This window comes from Nocardioides sp. LML1-1-1.1, assembly GCF_040676175.1.
Lineage (GTDB): Bacteria > Actinomycetota > Actinomycetes > Propionibacteriales > Nocardioidaceae > Nocardioides.
Map to the genome: position 1 here is coordinate 568517 of NZ_JBEGHK010000001.1, position 19822 is coordinate 588338.

General features: G+C 73.5%; 19 protein-coding genes. 6 read left to right on the plus strand and 13 right to left on the minus strand.

All coding sequences use genetic code 11. The features are described 5' to 3' along the window. Positions 1–6: 6 nt before the first annotated feature. The 7 genes from MRBLML1_RS02795 to MRBLML1_RS02825 all read right to left on the minus strand — a co-directional run bounded on the left by MRBLML1_RS02795 (position 7) and on the right by MRBLML1_RS02825 (position 5818). Complete coding sequence (locus tag MRBLML1_RS02795) at positions 7–984, minus strand: alpha-ketoacid dehydrogenase subunit beta (RefSeq protein ID WP_364511058.1); 978 nt, start codon at positions 982–984, stop codon at positions 7–9. Next, positions 981–2114: a pyruvate dehydrogenase (acetyl-transferring) E1 component subunit alpha gene (gene pdhA / locus MRBLML1_RS02800; RefSeq protein ID WP_364511061.1), complete on the minus strand. Its 1134-nt coding sequence runs from the start codon at positions 2112–2114 to the stop codon at positions 981–983. The genes MRBLML1_RS02795 and pdhA overlap by 4 nt, the downstream gene beginning before the upstream one ends. A 123-nt stretch (positions 2115–2237) precedes the next feature. Beyond that, positions 2238–3101, minus strand: coding sequence for a hypothetical protein (locus MRBLML1_RS02805; RefSeq protein WP_364511064.1), 864 nt, complete (start codon positions 3099–3101; stop codon positions 2238–2240). 10 nt (positions 3102–3111) lie between these two features. Next, complete coding sequence (locus tag MRBLML1_RS02810; protein ID WP_364511067.1) at positions 3112–4002, minus strand: DUF2510 domain-containing protein; 891 nt, start codon at positions 4000–4002, stop codon at positions 3112–3114. A 72-nt stretch (positions 4003–4074) separates the two neighbouring features. Continuing rightward, the gene (locus tag MRBLML1_RS02815; protein ID WP_364511070.1) at positions 4075–4575 is read right to left on the minus strand and encodes a hypothetical protein; all 501 of its coding nucleotides are present in this window, start codon (positions 4573–4575) and stop codon (positions 4075–4077) included. Further along, positions 4572–5540 carry a zinc-binding metallopeptidase family protein gene (locus tag MRBLML1_RS02820; RefSeq protein WP_364511072.1) on the minus strand — a complete coding sequence of 323 codons (969 nt, stop codon included), beginning with the start codon at positions 5538–5540 and terminating at the stop codon, positions 4572–4574. The genes MRBLML1_RS02815 and MRBLML1_RS02820 overlap by 4 nt, the downstream gene beginning before the upstream one ends. 77 nt (positions 5541–5617) lie before the next feature. After that, positions 5618–5818: a hypothetical protein gene (locus tag MRBLML1_RS02825; RefSeq protein WP_364511074.1), complete on the minus strand. Its 201-nt coding sequence runs from the start codon at positions 5816–5818 to the stop codon at positions 5618–5620. Positions 5819–5926: 108 nt separating this feature from the next. Here MRBLML1_RS02825 and MRBLML1_RS02830 point away from each other — a divergent pair, with 108 nt between their 5' ends. Continuing rightward, positions 5927–6850, plus strand: a complete 924-nt coding sequence (locus MRBLML1_RS02830; RefSeq protein ID WP_364511076.1) for a hypothetical protein — start codon at positions 5927–5929, stop codon at positions 6848–6850. A 20-nt stretch (positions 6851–6870) separates the two neighbouring features. On the opposite strand, the gene MRBLML1_RS02835 is transcribed toward MRBLML1_RS02830, so the two are convergent. Genes MRBLML1_RS02835 through MRBLML1_RS02860 form a run of 6 tightly spaced genes read right to left on the minus strand, consistent with a single transcriptional unit; the run spans position 6871 to position 15885 of the window. Continuing rightward, positions 6871–7746 carry a transglutaminase family protein gene (locus MRBLML1_RS02835; RefSeq protein ID WP_364511078.1) on the minus strand — a complete coding sequence of 292 codons (876 nt, stop codon included), beginning with the start codon at positions 7744–7746 and terminating at the stop codon, positions 6871–6873. After that, the gene (locus MRBLML1_RS02840; protein WP_364511081.1) at positions 7743–10220 is read right to left on the minus strand and encodes a circularly permuted type 2 ATP-grasp protein; all 2478 of its coding nucleotides are present in this window, start codon (positions 10218–10220) and stop codon (positions 7743–7745) included. The genes MRBLML1_RS02835 and MRBLML1_RS02840 overlap by 4 nt, the downstream gene beginning before the upstream one ends. Further along, entirely contained in the window at positions 10217–13489 is a 3273-nt protein-coding gene (locus MRBLML1_RS02845) for a DUF2126 domain-containing protein (protein ID WP_364511084.1), read from the minus strand. The genes MRBLML1_RS02840 and MRBLML1_RS02845 overlap by 4 nt, the downstream gene beginning before the upstream one ends. Before the next feature lie 60 nt (positions 13490–13549). Further along, positions 13550–14503: a hypothetical protein gene (locus tag MRBLML1_RS02850; protein ID WP_364511087.1), complete on the minus strand. Its 954-nt coding sequence runs from the start codon at positions 14501–14503 to the stop codon at positions 13550–13552. Beyond that, entirely contained in the window at positions 14500–14925 is a 426-nt protein-coding gene (locus MRBLML1_RS02855) for a hypothetical protein (RefSeq protein ID WP_364511090.1), read from the minus strand. The genes MRBLML1_RS02850 and MRBLML1_RS02855 overlap by 4 nt, the downstream gene beginning before the upstream one ends. Positions 14926–14973: 48 nt before the next feature. Continuing rightward, positions 14974–15885, minus strand: a complete 912-nt coding sequence (locus tag MRBLML1_RS02860) for a dimethylarginine dimethylaminohydrolase family protein (protein WP_364511093.1) — start codon at positions 15883–15885, stop codon at positions 14974–14976. An 82-nt stretch (positions 15886–15967) separates the two neighbouring features. On the opposite strand from MRBLML1_RS02860, the gene MRBLML1_RS02865 reads away from it, so the two are divergent. From MRBLML1_RS02865 to MRBLML1_RS02885, 5 genes are all read left to right on the plus strand, one after another. Then, positions 15968–16669: a GntR family transcriptional regulator gene (locus MRBLML1_RS02865; RefSeq protein ID WP_364511096.1), complete on the plus strand. Its 702-nt coding sequence runs from the start codon at positions 15968–15970 to the stop codon at positions 16667–16669. A gap of 29 nt (positions 16670–16698) precedes the next feature. Continuing rightward, positions 16699–17091, plus strand: coding sequence for a phage holin family protein (locus tag MRBLML1_RS02870; RefSeq protein ID WP_364511098.1), 393 nt, complete (start codon positions 16699–16701; stop codon positions 17089–17091). After that, positions 17091–17588, plus strand: coding sequence for a low molecular weight protein-tyrosine-phosphatase (locus MRBLML1_RS02875; protein ID WP_364511101.1), 498 nt, complete (start codon positions 17091–17093; stop codon positions 17586–17588). The genes MRBLML1_RS02870 and MRBLML1_RS02875 overlap by 1 nt, the downstream gene beginning before the upstream one ends. Positions 17589–17647: 59 nt before the next feature. Next, positions 17648–18502, plus strand: a complete 855-nt coding sequence (locus MRBLML1_RS02880; protein WP_364511104.1) for a 3-hydroxybutyryl-CoA dehydrogenase — start codon at positions 17648–17650, stop codon at positions 18500–18502. A 186-nt stretch (positions 18503–18688) separates the two neighbouring features. Continuing rightward, on the plus strand, positions 18689–19738 hold the full coding sequence (locus tag MRBLML1_RS02885; RefSeq protein WP_364511107.1) for a type IV toxin-antitoxin system AbiEi family antitoxin domain-containing protein: 1050 nt from the start codon (positions 18689–18691) through the stop codon (positions 19736–19738). Positions 19739–19822: the final 84 nt, after the last annotated feature.

Genomic DNA, 19822 nt, shown 5'->3' on the forward strand with positions numbered 1-19822 from the left:
GCCTCCTCAGTAGCCGAACGTGCGGTCGACGGCATCGAGCACCCGGTCCAGGTCGGGCAGCCAGGCCTCCTCGATCCGGGCCGGCGGGTACGGCGTGTCGTAGCCGCCCACCCGCAGCACCGGGGCCTCCAGGGAGTGGAAGCACTCCTCGGTGACCCGGGCCGCGACCTCCGCGCCGACCCCGAGGGTCACGTGCGCCTCGTGGACCACGACCAGCCGCCCCGTGCGACGGACCGACTCCACGACCGGCACCAGGTCGAGCGGGGAGAGGGTGCGCAGGTCGATCACCTCGACCGAGCGGCCCTCGTCGGCGGCCACGGTGGCGGCGTCCAGGCAGGTGGAGACGGTGGGCCCGTAGCCGACGAGGGTGGCGTCGCTGCCGGGCCGCACCACACGCGACTGCCACAGCGGCGCGGGCGCCGCGTCCTCGTCGACCTCGCCCTTCGCGGAGTGGTAGAGCCGCTTGGGCTCCAGGAAGACGACCGGGTCGTCGCTGGCGATGGCCTGCTGGAGCATGGCGTAGGCGTCCGCCGGGTTGGAGCAGGCGACGACCTTGAGCCCCGGGGTGTGGATGAACTGCGCCTCCGGCGACTCGCTGTGGTGCTCGACCGCGCCGATGCCGCCACCGAACGGGATCCGGATCACCATCGGCACCTTCACCCTGCCCTGGCTGCGGAAGTGCAGCTTGGCCACCTGGCACACGATCTGGTCGTAGGCCGGGTAGACGAACCCGTCGAACTGGATCTCCACCACCGGGCGGTAGCCGCGCATCGCCAGGCCCACGGCGGTGCCGACGATGCCGGACTCCGCGAGCGGGGTGTCGATCACCCGGTCCTCGCCGAAGTCCTTCTGCAGCCCGTCGGTGATCCGGAAGACGCCACCGAGGGTGCCGACGTCCTCGCCCATCACCAGGACCTTCTCGTCGCCCTCCATCGCCGTGCGCAGGCCCGCGTTGAGCGCCTTGGCCATGGTCATGGTGGTCATGCGGTCACCTCCTCGAAGGAGGCCACCTGGGCGTCGTACGCCGCCTGCTGGGCCGCGAGCTCGGCGGTCTGCTCGGCGTGGACCAGCCCGAAGATGTCGCGGGGCTGGGGATCGGGCAGGGCATGGCACTCGCGGCGCATCCGCTCACCGAGCTCGTCGGCCTCGGCGGCGACGCTCTCGACGAAACCGTCCTCGACCAGCCCGTTGCGCCGCAGGTAGACCTCCACCCGCGCGATCGGGTCCTTGAGCTTCCAGTGCTCGACGTCGTCGCTGAGCCGGTAGCGGGTCGGGTCGTCGGTCGTGGTGTGCGCACCCATCCGGTAGGTGTAGGCCTCCACGAAGGTCGGGCCCTGTCCGTCGCGGGCCCGCTGCAAGGCGGCCTGCATGACGGCGTACGTCGCGAGCACGTCGTTGCCGTCGACCCGCACGCCGGGGAAGCCGAAGCCGTGCGCCCGGCGGTAGAGCGGGATCCGGGACTGCCGCTCGAAGGGCTCGGAGATCGCCCACTGGTTGTTCTGGCAGAAGAACACCACCGGCGCGTTGTACGACGCCGCGAACACGAACGCCTCGTTGACGTCGCCCTGCGAGGAGGCCCCGTCCCCGAAGTGCGCCACCACGGCGGTGTCCCGCTCGGGATCGCCGGTGCCCACCGCGCCGTCGCGCTGGACCCCCATCGCGTAGCCGGTCGCGTGCAGGGTCTGCGCGCCGATGACGATCGTGTAGAGGCCGAAGTTGTTCTCGTTCGGGTCCCACGAGCCCTGGTCGACGCCGCGGAACAGGCCGAGCAGCTGGACCGGGTCGACCCCGCGGCACCAGGCGACGCCGTGCTCGCGATAGGTCGGGAAGACGAAGTCCTGGGGGCGCAGCGCGCGGCCGGCGCCGATCTGCGCGGCCTCCTGGCCGAGCAGCTGGGCCCACAGCCCGAGCTCCCCGTGGCGCTGCAGCGCGGTGGCCTCGATGTCGAGGCGGCGCACGAGCACCATGTCGCGGTAGAACCCGCGCAGCTGCTCGGCGGAGAAGTCCAGGTCGAAGCCGGGATGGTGGACCCGCTCGCCCTCGGGCGTCAGGAGCTGCACGAGCTCCGGGTCAGCGGTCTGCTCCGGGGCCGGTCCGAAGACGGGGTCGGTCATCGCCACTCCTTGCGGCCACGCCGGCGGGATCACCGCGACGCGGGTCGGGGTCGTCGTGCCCCGGACCTGGCACAGGGGTGGCGTGCCTGTGACCCGGGCCACATCTCCCCGCCACGATACCCGCTAGGAGGTGGCCGGGTGACGGTCCCGCGCGGGCCAGGAGGAGCCGGCGAGCAGCACCAGCCCGGCCGGGGCCGCGAGCAGGAAGGTGCGCGCCCACGGGGTCAGCGAGCCGAGCACGGCGTCGAGCATGATCCGCACCATCGCCTGGCCGTCGACCTCCGCCCGGTCGACGACGAGGTCGGTCACCGGGTCCACCGCGAGCAGCACGAGCACCGCCCCGAGGGCCAGGCCCAGCAGGGCGAAGCCCGCGGTCCGCAGCCGCCCGCGCCAGCCGGACGCGACCACCACGGCCAGCCCGACCAGGCCGAGCCACACCAGCGGCAGCCAGCGCGCGGCACCGTGGGTCGCCCGGTACGCCGGCCCGCCCTCCGCGACCTTGGCCCGTTCGACCACGCGCACCTCCAGCGGCAGCCGCGGCAGCAGCGCCACCGGGATGCCCCGGTCCTCCAGGTCCAGCAGCACCTGGGCGAGCAGCGGCGCGGCGTCGACCGTGACGTAGCCCGAACGGTCGGCGTCGGGGTCCTCGAGGATCGCGATCACCTCGCCGTGCACGTCCTCGTTGGCCTTGCGCCAGAACTCCGGGAAGTCCGGGCTCTCCACGACCTTCCGTGCGGCCGCATCGGCCCAGCCGGTCACCGCGTCCGGCAGGCCGACGGGGATCCGCTCCTGGAGCGCCTTCACCGCGCCCGCCGCGGCGGCGTCCGCCATCACCTCCCGCACGGCGGGGTCGTCGGCGAGCGGGGCGACGGTGTCGACGTACGACTGCTGGTCGTCGACGCGCGCGCCCACCCAGGTGCTCGCGACGGCGAGCGGGGCGAGCACGGTCGCGACGACGACCAGCACGAAGACCGAGAAGGCGCGCACGGGGTGAGGACTACTCACCGGTGGTGTCGTCGACCTTCCAGTCGCCGTCCTCCTTGACGAGCTTCACCGTGCCGTCCTGCGACTCCTCGTCGTCGTCACCGCCGCACTCGTCGAGGATCTTCTTGTCGCCGGTGAACTTCGAGGTCAGCTTGAAGTCGACGTCGGCCTTGTCGCCGTTCTCGTCGGTCTTCTTGATCTCGACGTCGTAGTCGATGTCGCCCTTGATGTCCTCGAAGGTCGAGTCGCAGTCCTCGTCGAGCTTCTCGTCGAGCTGGTCGTCGAACTCCTTCTGCTGCTTGTCGGCGTAGGCGTCGCAGTCCTTGACGTCGTAGGTGTCGAGCAGGTCCTTCTGGGAGTCCTTCGACAGCAGGTCGCACTGCTTCTGGTAGTCGGGGTCCACGAAGTTCTGCGCCTCGAGGTAGTCCTTCGCCACGCTGTCCGGGCCGCCGCCGCCGACGACCTTGAGCAGCACGAAGGCCGCGACCACCGCGAGCACGACCAGCACGGCGATCCCGCCGATGATCGCGAACAGCTTGCCCTTGCCCTTGCCGCCACCGCCGGTCGAACCGGGCGGGCCCCAGCCGCCCTGGCCGCCACCACCCTGGCCGAAGCCGGCCTGGCCGTAGCCCGGCTGCTGGCCGTAGGGCGCCTGCTGCGGCTGGCCCCACTGCTGCTGCGGGGGCTGCTGCGGCTGCTGCGGCTGCTGCGGCTGGCCGAAGTCGGCGGCGCGGTTCGGCGCGACGACGGTCTGGTCACCGGGGCCGGGCGCGGCCGGCGGCGGGTCGGCCGGGGTGCCGGGCTGGGTGTGCTCGGTCCACTGCGTGCCGTCCCACCACCGCTGGCCGCCCTGGCCGTCGGGGTACCAACCGGGAGGGGTGGTGGGCTGGTTCGGGTCCGACATGAGCACTCCTTGCGCGCGTCGCCGAGCGGATGATCCGCTCTCGATGGTGCGCCATCATGCCATCCGCAAACCTCAGCCGGGATCGACTCCCGCCACCAGCCACCCGTCGTCGCCCTCGCTGAGCAGCACCGTGCCGCGGTCGACCGGGTCCGCGCCCTGCCACAGGGCGTCGAAGCCGGCGCGGTCCTCGCCGTGGTAGCGGAAGGTCAGCGCGTAGGCCACCCGGGCCTCGCCGTCGTCCTCCTCGGTGGTCTCCACCGCGACCTCGATGTCGGTGTCGTCGGCGTACGCCGCCAGGCCCCGGCTGGTGGCCGCCTTGTCGGCCGCGGCCGCGAAGGCCGCACAGTCCGCGAACGGGTGCCCCTCGAACAGCAGGTGCTGCCACGCCTGTGCCGACAGCTCGCACTCGGTGCGCGCGTCGCCCGTCCACTGCGCGCGGAGGTAGTCCGAGGCGACCTCGTCCGGCCCCGGGCCGCGGCCCGCGAGCACCAGGGCGACGACGCCCGCGGCCAGGGCCAGGACGACCACGCCGGCCACCACGACCAGCGTCGTACGACGCCCCGGGCGCCTCACCCCTCGGCCGCCAGGCTCGCCACGAAGTCCAGCTTGTCGAGGACCGGCGCCGGGATCACGAACGGGTAGACGTCGTCCTTGCCCATCGACCGGTTGATCTGGTTGAGCGCCACCGACAGCGGCACCCAGACGGCACGGACCAGGTCACGGAAGACGCTGAACGCCCGCACGTCCACGGTCGCCAGGCCGTAGGCCGCCGCGGTCTCGCAGGTGTCGCTGATGTGGAGGTAGTGCGCGAAGGTCTCCGCGAAGTCCTCGAACGGGTGCATGGTCGCGTACGTCGTGATGTACGACGCCTCCCACCCCTCCGGCGGCCCCTCGGCGTAGTGCCGGTCGATCTCGGCCTGGTAGTCGGCCGTCTCGTCGCCGAACAGCACCCGGCAGCGCGCCAGCCGCTCCGGGTGCTCCTCGGTGACCAGCCGCATCTGGAAGAAGTGGCCCACCTCGTGGCGCAGGTGGCCGAGCAGGGTGCGGTAGGGCTCGCCGAGCTGCTGCCGGATCCGCTCACGACGGGCGTCGTCGGACTCGGCGAGGTCGATCGTGATCACCCCGTCCGCGTGCCCGATCACGACGTTCTCCTCGACGCTGGAGAGCATGTCGAAGACCAGCCCGTCGAGCGAGAGGCCGAGCCCGTCGAGCTCGACGACCAGGTGGCGCTTGGCCGCCTCCGCCGCGGGGAGCTGGGCCAGGCCCTCGACGTCGTCGTCCGCCGGCCGGGTGCGGGTCAGGTCGCACGCCGCGCACTGGCCGCCCTCGACCGGCGCCAGCCAGGTGCAGCCGGTCAGGTTGAGGTTGCGGCACACGTGCCAGACCAGGCCGGCATGGTCGACGTACCGACCGCCGGGGTCGAGGGGCACGATGTCCCGCTCCTCCCGGGAGAAACCGAGCGCGGTCCCGCAGGACACGCACAGGGAGTTCTCGAAGAACAGCGGGCTGTCACAGACCCTGCAGGAGAAGGCGCGCACCCACTCAGCCTAGGTGGACGGGCGTGGCACCACCCCCGAGGTCCCACGCCCGTCCGCCTCCAGCATGACGGAAGGGGTCAGGCGGGTGCGATCCAGACCTTCACGTAGTTGTTGCCGTTCACCATCACGACGTACGTCCCGCCGGAGCCGGTGATCGTGCCGCCGTAGCGCCAGCCGCTGTCGGCGGCGTCGGCGTGCGGCGCCATCGCCACCCCGCCGAGGGTGAGCAGGCCGACGCTCGCACCGGTGACGGCGATCTTCTTCAGCAGGTTCTTCATGGTGACTCCTCGGGTCGTGGATCGGTACGACGACCACGCTAGGAAGCGCGGATCCACACACCCGCGGACCGGAAGTGTGAATCTCCGGGGCGTGATAGGGATGCGGGCATGACCACGCACCGGCCACGGGCCCGGGTCGCGCCGGAGGACGACCTGGCCGAGGTGCTGACCCGGGCGCTGCGGGAGCGGGGCCGTTCGCTGACCTGGCTGCGGGACCGGCTCCAGGCGCGTGGGGTGCGGGTCAGCCTGTCGGCGTTGAGCTACTGGCGCTCGGGTCGACGACGGCCCGAGGGGGCCGCCTCCGTCGAGGCGCTCGCCGCGATCGAGGAGCTGCTGGACCTGCGCCCCGGCGCGCTGATCGACCGCACCGGGCCCTCGCGCCGGACCGGGGCGGTGGCGCGCACCGCACCCGTCGAGGCGGTCGCCGACAACAGCAGCGCCGCGCTGCTCGCCCGCGCCCTGGACGACCTCGGCCTCGCCGACGCGCCCACCCGCGCCGCCGACGAGACGGCGTCCTTCACCGTCGACCTCGACGAGCACGGCTGCTTCGCCCGGGTGCGCGGCCGCTTCCGGGTCCGGGCGGTGCACGAGCGCGTCGACCGGGTCCCGCTGTGGCTCGTCGTCGACCGGCCGGTCCCGCGGCCGATCACGGTGGGCGAGGTCCACGGCGCCACGCCGGGCCGCCGGGTCGACGACCTGGCGGCCGGCCTGCTGGTGCAGGAGGTGGTGCTGGACCGCCCGCTGCTGAGCGGTGAGGCCACGGTGGTGGAGGCGACCTTCGACGTGCCGTCCGAGGAGGGCGCGGCCGACGTCGACACCGAGTTCGTGCTGAGCCCGCCCCGCCGGACCGGCGAGATCGAGCTGTGGGTGCGCTTCCGGCGTACCCACGTCCCGGCGACCTGCACCCTGCGCAGCGCCGCTCTCGCCGGCGCCACCACCGAGGTCGCGGTCGACCTGCGCGAGGTGAGCAGCGTGCACCACGCCGTCCGGGCCTTCGGGCCCGGCACGGTCGGCATCCACTGGACGTGGTGAGCCGGTCGGCTCGGCACGGGTCAGAGGGGCGCCACGTCCACCGAGACCGCCAGCCGCGAGGTCGTCGCCTCGGTGAAGATCACGCCCTTCAGGGGAGGTACGTCGCCGTAGTCGCGCCCCCAGGCGAGGGTGACGTAGCGGTCGTTCTGCCACTGGTCGTTGGTCGGGTCGAGGGCCAGCCACTCCGCACCGCCCAGCCACACCGCGACCCAGGCGTGCGAGGCGTCGGCGCCGACGACGCGCTCCTTGCCGGGCGGCGGCTCGGTGGCGAGGTAGCCGCTGACGTAGCGGGCAGCGAGCCCGTGGGCCCGCAGCGCGGAGAGCGTGAAGTGCGCGAAGTCCTGGCAGACCCCCGCCCGCTGGGCGAGGATCTGCGACACCGTCGAGGTGACGGTGGTGGCCGTCGGGTCGTAGTCGAAGTCGGCGTGGATGCGGTGCACCAGGTCGGTCACCGCCTCCCCGACCGGCCGCCCCGGCAGCAGCGACGCCGCGGCGTAGTCACGGGCCCCGCCGTGCACCGGCACCGCCGCGCTGGGCAGGGCGAAGTCGGTGGCCTGCCAGGCTCCGGGCGCCGCCGGGTCCACCAGCGGGCGCACGGACTCCCAGGGCCGGGCCGCCGCCGTCTCGTCCACCACCGGGGGCACGACGTCCACCTCGCCCGTGCCGACCACCACCAGCTCGGTGTGCGGTGCGGTCACCTGGAAGTAGGTGACGGTGTTGCCGTAGTAGTCCGCGTCGCTGCTCAGGTCGCCCGGCTCGGGGGCGATCGTCACGTCGTAGCCGCCCACCTGCTGCCACGGCAGGCTGCGCGGGACCAGGTGCCCGACGCCGAAGCTGTCGGTGACGTCGTCGTCGTAGGTGTACGTCGTGCGGTGCTCCACGCGGTAGCGGGTCATGCCGGCACCTCGGTCGGGGTCGTCAGCACGCCGAAGCTGCGCGGGCGCGGGCCGGTGGCGAAGTGCAGCTCGCGGATCGCCTCGGCCAGCCGCTGCAGCTGGGCGACCACGTCGTCGAGGAAGCCCACCAGGTGCGGGCGCTCCACGCCGCCGATCGCCGCCAGCGCGGACACGTCGGCGCCCTCCACCTGGGCGAGCAGGTCGTCGAGCAGCCGCTCCGGCCGGGTGGACCCGGTCGAGGCGACCTGGGCGCCGAGGTGCTCGCGCAGCCGGTGGAGGCTGAACACCAGCGAGCGCGGGTTCTCCGGGTCCATCAGCAACAGGTCGAGGACGCCGGCCGGGCGCACGTAGTCGCGGTAGCGACGACGGTGGGTCACCGAGCTCTCCGCCGCGGTCAGCACGGCGGCCAGCACCTCGCGGTCCACGTCCAGCCCCCGGCGCTCGGTGACCAGCCGGAGCAGGTGGCACAGCTGGAGCCCGCGCTCGGCGTAGCGGCCGGCGGCGGCCATGTGCCAGCCCGCGTCGCGGATCATGCTCGCCGTGACGCCCTGGAGCGCGAGCACGGCGGTGAGCATCCGGCCCGCGGACTCGGCCACCTGGTGGCTGTGGTGCGAGGCCTCCAGCACGGCGGTCGCCCGGTCCACCGAGCCCATCGCGCGCCAGGCGTCGGCCGACATCTGGTCCCGCACACCGGTGAGCGCGTCGCGCAGCCCGGCCAGCGAGTGCGCCGCCGAGCCGGTCCGGTCCTCGTCGAGCAGCACCGAGCGCAGGTCGAGGTCGTCGTCCTCGGAGGTCCGCGGGGTCAGCCGGTGCACGGCCGACATCAGCACCTCGGAGCTGACCCCGCCGGTGGTCCGGGGCCGGGTGCGGTAGTCGGTGACGAGCACGTGGGCGGCGAGCACCAGGCGCAGCATGTCCTCGGCGCGCTCGGCGTAGCGGCCGAACCAGAACATGTCGTCGAGCACGCGCGGCACCGTCGCGGGCAGCGAGCGCACCGCCGTCATCGGCAGCACCTCGGTCAGCCCCTGGTCCGGCTGCCCGGTCTCCTCCTTGAGGACCCACACGTCCTTGCTGGCGACGGTGCGCTCGCCGTCGCGGGCGGTGGCGAGCCCGCCCAGCAGGGGCCGGTACGCCGAGCCGTAGCGCAGCGTGAACGTCCGCAGCACCAGCTCCGCCGGCCGCGCCGTGCGCCCGCGCCAGGTCGGCGACTGGGACAGACGCAACCGCTGCTGCCCGACGAAGGCGTGCGGCCGGGCCCGCACGGTGAGCCGGATCCGCTCCGGGGAGGCGCCCACGAGGGTCGAGTCGGAGCCGTCGATCGAGCGCACCACCAGCTCGTCGAGGTGGCCGAGCACGTGGTCGAGCCCGTCGGGGTCGCCGCACCACCAGGTCGGCACCGACGGCAGCCGCAGCGGCTCGCCGAGCAGGTGCTCGCAGGCGGCCGGCAGGAAGGGCAGCAGGCCGGGGTTCTCCAGCACGCCCGCACCGAGCCCGTTGACCACCCGGACCCGGCCGCGTCGTACGGCCTCGGCGAGACCGGCCACGCCGAGCTGCGAGTCGCCACGCAGCTCCAGCGGGTCGCTCCACGCCGCGTCCACCCGGCGCAGGATCACGTCGACCCGTTCCAGGCGCTGCGGGGTCTTCATCAGCACCCAGCCGTCCCGCACGGTCAGGTCGCTGCCCTGCACCAGCGGGAAGCCCAGGTTGCTCGCGATCGCCGCCTGGTCGTAGTGGGTCTCCGAGTGCAGCCCCGGGCTCAGCACGACGACGCGCGGGTCCGGCAGGTCGCCGGTCGCCGACTGGAGCAGCGCCGAGCGCAGCGCCCACAGGTACGGCGCCATCCGGTGCGAGTCGGCCTCGCGGTAGAGCTCGGGCAGCACCCGGCTCAGCACGCGACGGTTCTCCAGCGCGTAGCCGAGCCCCGACGGCGCCTGGGTGCGGTCGCCGAGCACCCGCCAGGTGCCGTCGGCGTCGCGGCCGAGGTCGGTCGCGGAGAGCACCAGCGGCCGCGGGTCGGTCGTCGAGGAGCGTGCCATCACCCGGGTGAAGCCGCGGTGGCCGAGCACCACCGCCGGCGGCACGATGCCCTGCGCGAGCAGGCCCTGCGGTCCGTAGAGGTCGGCGAGGACGGCGTTCATCAGCTCCGCGCGCTGGGCCAGGCCGACCTCGAGCTGCTTCCAGGACGCGGCGTCCACCACGAGGGGCACCGGGTCCAGCCGCCAGCGGGCGGGCCGCTCGCCGGGCCGGGAGTAGGTGACGCCGTCGTCCTCCAGGAAGCGGGCGATCTCCTCGGCCACCCGGCGCATGTCGTCGGCGTCGATCTGGGTGGCGACCTCGGCGAGCCGCTTCCAGGGCGCGCGCAACGAGCCGTCCGGGCCGACCACCTCGTCGTACCGGCCGGGCTCGTCGACTCCCCCCTCGCCACCGAGCGTCGGCTGGTTCAGCCCGGCGGCGTAGTCGCGCAGGACGGTCACGGGGCGCCTCGGGGGACGCGGCGCAGGTCGAGGGTGTGCGGGTAGTCCGCCGACGCGACCTCCCGCGCCCGGCGCCGCAGCCCGGCGACGTCGATCGGTCCCGCGGTGTGCCGGCGCGGCTCGAAGCGCGCGGCCCGGCGGGCCTCGGCCTCCTGCGCGTTGACCGGTGCGGTGTCGTAGCTGCGCCCGCCCGGGTGCACGACGTGGTACGTCGCGCCGCCCAGGCTCGCGCCCGCGTCGAGGTCGACGACGTCGAGGACCAGCGGCGAGTCGACCGGGATCGAGGGGTGCAGCGCCGACCACGGCTGCCACGCGCGGTAGCGGACGCCGGCGTAGTGGGCGTCCGCGGCGGGCGAGGTGGCGGTGAGCGGCACGGGGACACCCTGGCACGTGACGAGGTGCCGCTCGGGATCGATCCCGGAGGCGGTCACCTGGATGCGCTCGACGGAGGAGTCGACGTAGCGGGCGGTGCCGGAGCCGGTCGCCTCCTCGCCGAGGACGTGCCACGGCTCGACGCCCTGGCGCAGCTCCAGGCTGATCCCGCCGGCGACCTCGGCGACGCCGATCCGCGGGAACCGGAACTCGGTGAACGGCGCGAACCACGCGGGGTCGAGGTCGATCCCGGAGGCCGCGAGGTCGGCGGCCACGGCGGCGATGTCGGCCGTGGCGCCGTGCGGCAGCAGGTGGTCCTCGTGCAGCCGGGTGCCCCAGCGCACCAGCGGCGCGGTCGACGGGTCGATCGGCCGCTCCCAGAACATCGCGACCAGGCTGCGCACCAGCAGCGCCTGCACCAGCGCCATCTGCGGGTGCGGCGGCATCTCGAAGCCGCGCAGCTCGAGCAGCCCGAGCCGGCCGCGGGTGGAGTCGGGGCTGTAGAGCTTGTCGATGCACAGCTCCGCGCGATGGGTGTTGCCGGTCAGGTCGGTGAGCAGGTGCCGCAGCGCCCGGTCGACCAGCCACGGCCGGGGCTCGCCGCCGGCCGCCATCCGCGCCACCTCGGCGCAGGCGATCTCCATCTCGTAGACCGCCTCCGGGCGGCCCTCGTCGAAGCGCGGCGCCTGGCTGGTGGGCCCGACGAAGCGGCCGGAGAAGAGGTACGACAGCGCGGGGTGCCGCTGCCAGTAGGTGATCAGGCTGACCAGCAGGTCGGGCCGGCGCAGCAGCGGGCTGTCGGCGGGCTCCCGGCCACCCAGGGTGAGGTGGTTGCCACCGCCGGTGCCGGTGTGCAGCCCGTCGAGGTCGAACTTCTCCGTCGAGAGCTGCGCCTGCCGCGCCTCGGTGTAGAGCGTCGTGGTCAGCTCGCGCAGCTCCGCCCAGGAGCCGCTGGGCTGCACGTTGACCTCGATCACGCCGGGGTCGGGGGTCACTGAGAGCTGGGTGAGCCGCGGGTCGGGCGGCGGCGGGTAGCCCTCCACCACGACGGCGGTCCCGGTCGCGGCCGCCGCGGTCTCGACGAGGTGCAGCAGGTCGGCGTAGTCCTCGAAGCGGGTGGTCGGCGGCAGGAAGACGTGCACGTGGCCCTCGCGCGTCTCGAACGCCAGCGCGGTGCGGTCGGACTCCTCGGGGTCGGCCAGGGTCACGGCCGGCAGGCCGGGGACGTGCCCGTCGGTCGCCTCCAGGTACGACGGCTGGGCCGCCGCCTCCGGGTCGCGCCAGGCGATCGAGGACAGCGGCAGCCGCAGGCCCACGGCGCTGGTGCCGGGCGAGAGCACGACCCGGCCACGGCGCAGCGCCCACACCGGGCTGGTCCAGCCCTCCTCGCCGGTCGTCAGCGGCAGCACCCAGCCGGTCGGGTCCGTCACGCCGGCGTCGAGCCGGGTGACCAGCGCGGGGTCGGGCCCGACCGTGCCGGGTCGCTCGCCCTGGGGCCGGGCGACCTGCTCGGCCAGCGCGGCGAAGGGGTCCTCGAAGGCGCCGCGGAGCTGGTCGGCGGGCAGCCCGAGCAGCCGGGTCACCTCCGCGCCCAGCGCCTGCGCGGCCGCTGCGCTCGACGTACCGGGTGTCCACGGGTCGGCCAGCAGCGCGGGCTCGGACCACAGCGGCTCACCGTCGGCGCGCCACTGCAGCGCGATCGACCAGCGCGGCAGCGGCTCCCCCGGGTACCACTTGCCCTGGCCACGGTGCACCACGCCGCCGCGGCCGTAGCGCTCGCGCAACCGGGCGGCCAGGTCCGTGGCCAGCCGGCGCTTCTCCGGGCCGTCGGCCTCGGTGCTCCACTCCGGCGTCGAGGAGTCCTCCCGGGACACGAAGGTGGGCTCGCCGCCCATCGTCAGCCGGACGTCACCCGCCTCCAGCCGGGCGTCCACGGCGGCGCCGAGCGCGTCGATCCGCGCCCACTGCTCGGCGGTGTAGGGCGCGGTCACCCGGGGGTCCTCGTGCACGCGGGTGACGCTGTTGTGGAAGGCGAAGGTCACCTCGACCGGCTCGGTCGCGCCCTCGATCGGCGCGGCGGAGCTCGGGTGCGGGGTCGCCGAGAGCGGGATGTGCCCCTCCCCGGCGAACAGCGCGCTGGTCGGGTCCATGCCCACCCAGCCGGCTCCCGGCAGGAAGACCTCCGCCCAGGCGTGCAGGTCGGTGAAGTCCTCGGTGGGCCCGGTCGACCCGTCGAGCCCCTCGGTCGCGAAGGCGTCGGGCGCGAGCTGCACGAGGTAGCCGGACACGAAGCGCGCCGCCAGGCCGTACTGCCGCAGCAGGCTCACCAGCAGCCAGGCCGAGTCGCGGCACGAGCCGATCCCGCTCGCCAGCGTGTGGTCCGGGGTCTGCACGCCGGGCTCCATCCGCACCGAGTAGGCGACGTCGCGGTGCACCGCGGTGTTGAGGTCGGCGAGGAACTGCACCGTCGGCACCCCGTCGGGCGGCAGCTCCGGGAGCCGCCGGCGCCAGGCGTCGGCCGCGCCGGCGTCCACCACCGGGCGCAGGTACGGCGCCAGGTCAGCCGCCAGCTGCTCGTCGTAGGTGAACGGGAAGGTCTCGGCGTGCTCCTCGACGAAGAAGTCGAACGGGTTGATCACCATCAGGTCCGCGACCAGGCCGACGGTGATGTCGAGCGTGGTGACCTTCTCGGGGAACACCAGCCGGGCCAGCCAGTTGCCGAACGGGTCCTGCTGCCAGTTGACGAAGTGCCCGGCCGGCTCGACCTTCAGCGAGTAGGCCTCGATCGGCGTGCGGCAGTGCGGCGCGGGCCGGAGCCGCACGACGTGCGGCGCCACCGCCACAGGGCGGGCGAACGCGTACGTCGTACGGTGCTCCAGCGCGACCTTGATGGACATGGGTTCACCCTAGGGAAGGGTCCGGCACGACAGGTTTCGCCGAGGTCACGGCGGCGCCGGTCAGTCGATGTCGCTGATCAGCCACCGACCGCCGACCTGGGTCAGCGTCACCGTCGAGCTCTCGTCGCTGCCGGCGTAGCGCAGCTTCATCGGCACGGTCGCGGTCGTGCCCTTCACCGTCGCCTTGCCGACCGTGTACGTCGCCTTGTCGCCGAAGTCCGAGGGCAGCTCCGAGACGTCGCAGCGCCCCTCGTCCTTGAGGTACGCCGGGGTGACCAGGTCCTCCGCGGTCGCGCAGTCGCCGGCGAGCGCCGAGGCCAGGAAGGCCTTCACGACGGCGCTCGGCTCGTTGGCCACCGCGCTCGCGGTGCTGGTGCCGCTGGGCGAGGGCGCGCCGCTCGTCGACGGGTCGGTCGCGGACGTGCTCGGGTCGGTCGGCTCGTCGGTCGGGTCGTCGCCGGCCTCGTCGTACGACGTCACCCGCCAGGCCCCGTCGACCTGCTCCAGCACGAACTCGTAGTCGGTGCTGCCCGCCTCGCTGGCGAAGGTCACCGGCACGGTCGCGGTGTCACCGTCGATGTCCGCGTCGCCGACCTCGGCGTCCACCTCCTCGGTGGACAGGAGCCGGAACTCCGGCGTCGAGCACGGGTCGGTGGCGGTGGCGTCCCCGGACAGGTAGGTCTTGGCCTGGTCGCAGTCGCCCTTCTCGGCGGCGTCGATGAGGTCTTCGACGACCTCGTCGGGCGCCGCGCCCGAGGCGGCGCTCGAGCGGTCGTCGTTCCCCTTCTCGGAGTCGTCGTCGCCGTTGGTGAGCACCAGGACCAGGCCGACGACGACGCCGACGAGGGCGATCACGCCGACGACGCCGAGCGCGATCCACAGGCCCTTGCCCTGGCCGGGCGGCGGGCCCTGCGGCGGGCCCTGCGGCGGGAAGCCGGGCGGCGGGCCGGGCGGCGGGCCGGGCGGCGGCGGGAACGACGGCGGCGGCGGGAACGACGGCGGGTTGGTGCTCATGGGTTCATCTGCTCCAGGAAGTCGGAGGCCCAGGACTGCCAGCCCTCCGGGTCGGTCGGGAACTGCGAGGGCAGGTCGCTCGGGAAGGTGGACGGCAGTCCGGACGGCAGCAGCGTGGACGGGATCGAGGGCAGGTCGCTCGGCACCTCGGTCGGGAAGTCCGACGGGTTGATCGTCGGGATGTCGAGGGAGGAGGTCGGGGCGTCCGGCGTCGTCGTGGCCGACGTCGGGGTGCTCGCCTGGTCGGTCTTGTCGCCCTCGTCGTCGCCCGTGCCGAGCACGACGACGACACCGATCACCACGACGGCGACCAGGACCAGCGCGCCGAGCACGCCGAGCGCGACCCGCAGCCCCTTGCCGCCGCCGACCTCGAGGGTCTGCAGCGGTCGGGTGGGCGGCTCGTCGGGAGCAGGACCGGGCACCGTCTCTCCTGGGGGGCGCGGGACGTCAGTGCCCACACCGTATCCGGATCAGGCGGCGGCTTCCCCCGTCGGCAGCACGTGGCCGCCGGTCACCACCTCGAGGTCGCGACCCAGCGTGATGTCGAGCGGGTTGGTGAGGCAGCGGATCGAGCCCCCGCCGAGATGGAACTCCGAGACGTCGACGAGCAGCACGTCGAAGCCGAGCGTGTCCAGCCAGTTGCGGACCCGGCGCGGGCACTCGGGCATCACCACGGTGCGCCCGACGACCACCGAGTTGGCGCACCAGCTGCCGATCGCCTCCTCCTCGCTGAGCACCACCGGCTGCGGCACCAGGTCGAGCAGCAGCGCCGCCGACTCCTCGTCGAAGGCCGCCGGGCACACCAGCGCGTGCTCCGCGTCGAGCGGGCAGAACGCCAGGTCCAGGTGGTACATCCCCGGGTGCGTGATCCGCACCCCGCGCACCTGCACGCCCAAGTCGTGGGCGAGCTGCTTGAGCGCCAGCTCGTCGGTGCGCGGACCGTGCCCCACCACGAGCTCTCCGCGGAAGGGGAAGGCGTCGCCGGACTCGAAGTGCGCGCCGATCCCGTCCCGGCCGACGTACGACGCGGCGAAGCCGTGGGACTCGAACCACGCCCGCGCCGCGGGTGTCTCGACCCGCCGCTGCGGGAAGCGCATGTGCGACATGACGACCGAACGGCGCCCGGGGCCGGTCCAGTCGGGGCGCAGCGCGACCAGGCCGAGGTTCATCGCGTAGACCATGTCGGGCGCCTGCGGCAGCGCCGGGATCTCCTCGACCTCGGCACCGAGCGCGCGCAGGGTGCCGGCGAGGGCCTGCCACTGCTCACGGGCGCGCACCGGGTCGGGCTGCACGGCGGGATCCATGTACGGGTTGATCGCGTAGTCGATCCGGTACGCCGCCGGGTCCACCATCGCGTAGTGCCGGCCCCACTCGAGCGTCATCGCCCCTCCCACCCCTGGTTGGTATTGTCAGACAATCTGACAGAAAGCACAGGATAGCGGTCCGACCGGCAGAATGGGACCCATGCCGGCCGTCTCCGCTCCCCGCACGGCGTTCGCGACCCTGAGCGTCGAGCACGCCTCGACCGTCTCCCGGGTCGCCGCCGAGCTGCGCCGGGCGGTCTTCGAGGGCGAGCTGGAGAGCGGCACGCCGCTGCGAGAGATCGCGCTCGCCGAGTCCCTCGGCGTCTCCCGGCCCACCGTCCGCGAGGCGCTCACCGTCCTGGTCGCCGAGGGCCTGGCGACCCGCGAGCCCAACCGCGGCGTGTCCGTGGTGACCCCGCGCGCGGACTCGGTGCGCGACGTGTGCCGGGCCCGTTGGGTGCTCGAGGGCGCCGGGGTGCAGGCCTGGACCGCCGCCGACGGCGGGCGCCGCCAGCGCGTCCGGGACACCCTGGAGGCCTACACCGAGGCGGTGCGCGGTGGCGAGGCGTCGTACGAGGAGCTGAACGAGCGGCACCTCGCCTTCCACGTCTCCCTGGTCGAGCTCACCGGCAGCCCGCGCCTGGTGCAGATGGCCGAGGCGCTGATGGACGAGCTCAAGCTGGCGCTGGCCCAGGTCGACCGGCTCCACCGCAACGCCCACAACGAGGCGGAGTCGCACGAGGGGCTGGTCGAGCTGCTGGAGGCCGGGCACATCGACGGCCCCGACGGTGCGTACGCCTTCCTGCGCCGCCACATCGACGAGGCCGAGGTCGAGGTCATCGAGGCGCTGGGCCTGGAATGAGCCTGGCGTGAGCCTGGAATGATGGCGCCATGATCGCCTTCCTCTCCCGCTGGGCCATCACCGCCGCCGCGTTGGCCTTCGCCGCCCAGCTCCTCGACGGGATCTGGTTCGAGGGCGCCACCGAGGGCAGCGCCGAGCTGGAGGACAAGATCGTCCCGCTGCTCGTCGTCGCGCTGATCTCGTGCGCGGTCACGGCCTGGGTCAAGCCGGTGCTGACCATCCTCTCGATCCCGTTCATCCTGGTCACGCTGGGCCTCTTCCTCATCGTGCTCAACGCCCTGCTGCTGCGCTTCACCGCATGGATCGCCGACGGGGTCGGCCTCGGCTTCCACGTCGACGGCTTCTGGCCGGCGGTGTGGGGCTCGATCATCATCAGCATCACCACCTGGATCCTCGACGCGATCGTCGGCGTGGACGACTGATGCTGCCGGCGCCGCGCACGCCCGGCCACTACCGGATCGCCCTGGTCTGCCTCGGCAACATCTGCCGCTCCCCGATGGCCCACGTCGTCCTCGACGCCCGGGTCGCCGACGCCGGGCTCGACGACCGGGTGAGCGTGGTCAGCGCCGGCACCGGCGACTGGCACGTCGGCGGCGCGATGGACCGCCGCGCGGCCGCCCTCCTCACCGCCGAGGGGTACGACGCGAGCCGCCACCGCGCCCAGCAGGTCCTGCCGTCCTGGCTGGAGGAGTGCGACCTCGTGCTCGCCATGGACGCCGACAACCTGCGTGACCTCCGGGCCCTCGGCCCCGACCCGGACCCGGAGCGGCTGCGGCTCTTCCGCGACCTCGACCCGGCGGGGCCCGGCGACGTACCGGACCCCTACTACGGGGGCGACGCCGGCTTCCGCGACGTGCTCGCGATGGTCGAGCGCACCTCCGAGCGGATCGTCGGCGAGGTGGCCGCGCTCGTCGGCTGACACCCCCGGGCGTAGATTGCTAGGACGTCCTAGCAATTCACGTCTGGAGGGAGACGGTCATGACGGACATCGAGCGCGTAGGGGTGGTCGGCGGCGGCCTGATGGGAGCCGGCATCGCCGAGGTCAGCGCCCGCGCGGGCAAGGACGTGGTCGTGGTGGAGTCCTCCGCCGCGGCCGTCGACGCCGCGCGCAACCGGCTGGAGACCTCGCTCAAGCGCGCCGAGAGCCGCGGCAAGATCGAGTCGGCGGACGCCGTGCTGGGGCGGGTGCGGGTGGTCGACGACCTCGCCGAGCTCGCCGACCGCCAGCTCGTCGTCGAGGCGATCGTCGAGGACGAGCAGGCCAAGACCGACCTCTTCCGCCGCCTCGACGAGGTCGTCACCTCACCCGACGCGATCCTCGCCTCCAACACCTCCTCGATCCCGATCATGAAGCTCGCGGTCGTCACCAGCCGGCCCAGCCACGTGCTCGGCGTCCACTTCTTCAACCCGGTCCCGGTGCTCTCGCTCGTCGAGCTGGTGCCCTCGCTGATGACCGACGCGGACACCACCGAGCGCGCCCGCGCCTTCGTCCAGGACGACCTCGGCAAGCACGCCATCGACTGCCAGGACCGCGCCGGCTTCGTGGTCAACGCGCTGCTGATCCCGTTCATCCTCTCCGCGATCCGGATGCTCGAGTCCGGCTTCGCCACCGCCGAGGACATCGACGAGGGCCTGGTCCGCGGCGCCGCCCACCCCCAGGGCCCGCTCGCCCTCGCCGACCTGATCGGCCTGGACACCACCAAGGCCGTCGCCGAGTCGCTCTACGAGGAGTTCAAGGAGCCGCTGTACGCCGCCCCGCCCCTCCTCGCGCGGATGGTCGAGGCGGGCCTGCTGGGCCGCAAGACCGGCCGCGGCTTCTACACCTACGGCTGAGCGCACTCGATCGCTTGTAACTCGGTGTTCGTGCATCTGCCAGGGACTCGTGACCGGTCAGGACCCCCCGGTAGATGCACGACCACCGAGTTACATAGGAACGGCCGCAATCCCACCCACCCCGGTTATCCACAGGCCGCCTTCGACCACTTGGCCGGCGCCGCCCGCCGGGGCATGCTCCGGCGCATGAGTCCACGGGTCCTGCACACCATCGCCGCGGGCTCCGGCGCCATCACCCGGGAGAAGCTGCTCGATCTCGGCGTGACTCCGTCGGAGATCCGTCGGCTGCTGAACGCGGGCGAGCTGGTGAGACTGCGCCGAGGCGTCTTCACCGACGGAGCGACCTGGGCAGCACTCGACGAGCACGTGGGCCGCCCCTTTCTGCTCGCGCGGGCGGCAATCACCACCATGCGGCGCGGCTGGGTCCTCAGCCACGACTCGGCGGCCCACGCGTGGGGGCTGCCGTTGCTCCGTCCAGCACAACCACTCGTGCACGTGACGCGGCCCGGCTTCACCAACGCCTGGACGGAGTACGGCGTGCGCCATCACCTCGCCCGATTCACTCCGAGCCAGGTCGGGCGGGCACATGGACTGCCAGCCCTGGACCTCCCGAGGACGGCCGTCGACATCGCGCGTGAGCGCGGAGTGCTGCACGGCGTCGTCGCCGCCGACGCCGTCCTGCAGCGGGGCGCGACACGGACGGATCTCGAGGCGGCGTACTCCACCATGACCAGCTGGCCGGGCGTGCGGGCCGCGCGCGAGGCAGTCGCGCTCGCCGACCACGGAGCGGAGTCGGTCCACGAGTCGTTGACCCGGCTCCTGGTCATCGAGGCCGGGATCGGCCGACCAGACACCCAGTTCCCCGTGCGGACCCGCGAAGGCATCAAGTGGTGCGACATTCGCGTCGGCAACCACATCGTCGAGGCGCACGGGCTCGTCAAGCTCCGGCCAGTCGCCGGCGGCGGTGTCGCCACCAGCCCAGCGGAGGTGGTGGCACAGGAGACGTGGCGGCGCGAGCGGTTGTTGCGCGACGAAGGACTCGGCACGAGCAACGTCTACTGGGACGATCACTGGGGGCCGCGGCGCGCCGCCGCGATCGAGCGGCTCAGACGCGACGCCGCGGAGACGACCGCCCTGCGCGGCGAGCGCCTCCACGAGCGGCTGGCGCGCGATGCGGAGCACATCCGGCGCGAGTACGGCGATCGTCGACGTACCGGTCCGGTCGAACCGGCGTAGCCATCCACCACGGCGGAACGGCATCTGCCACGGAGTCATGACCGGTCACGACTCTCCGGTAGATGCACGAACACCGAGTTACAT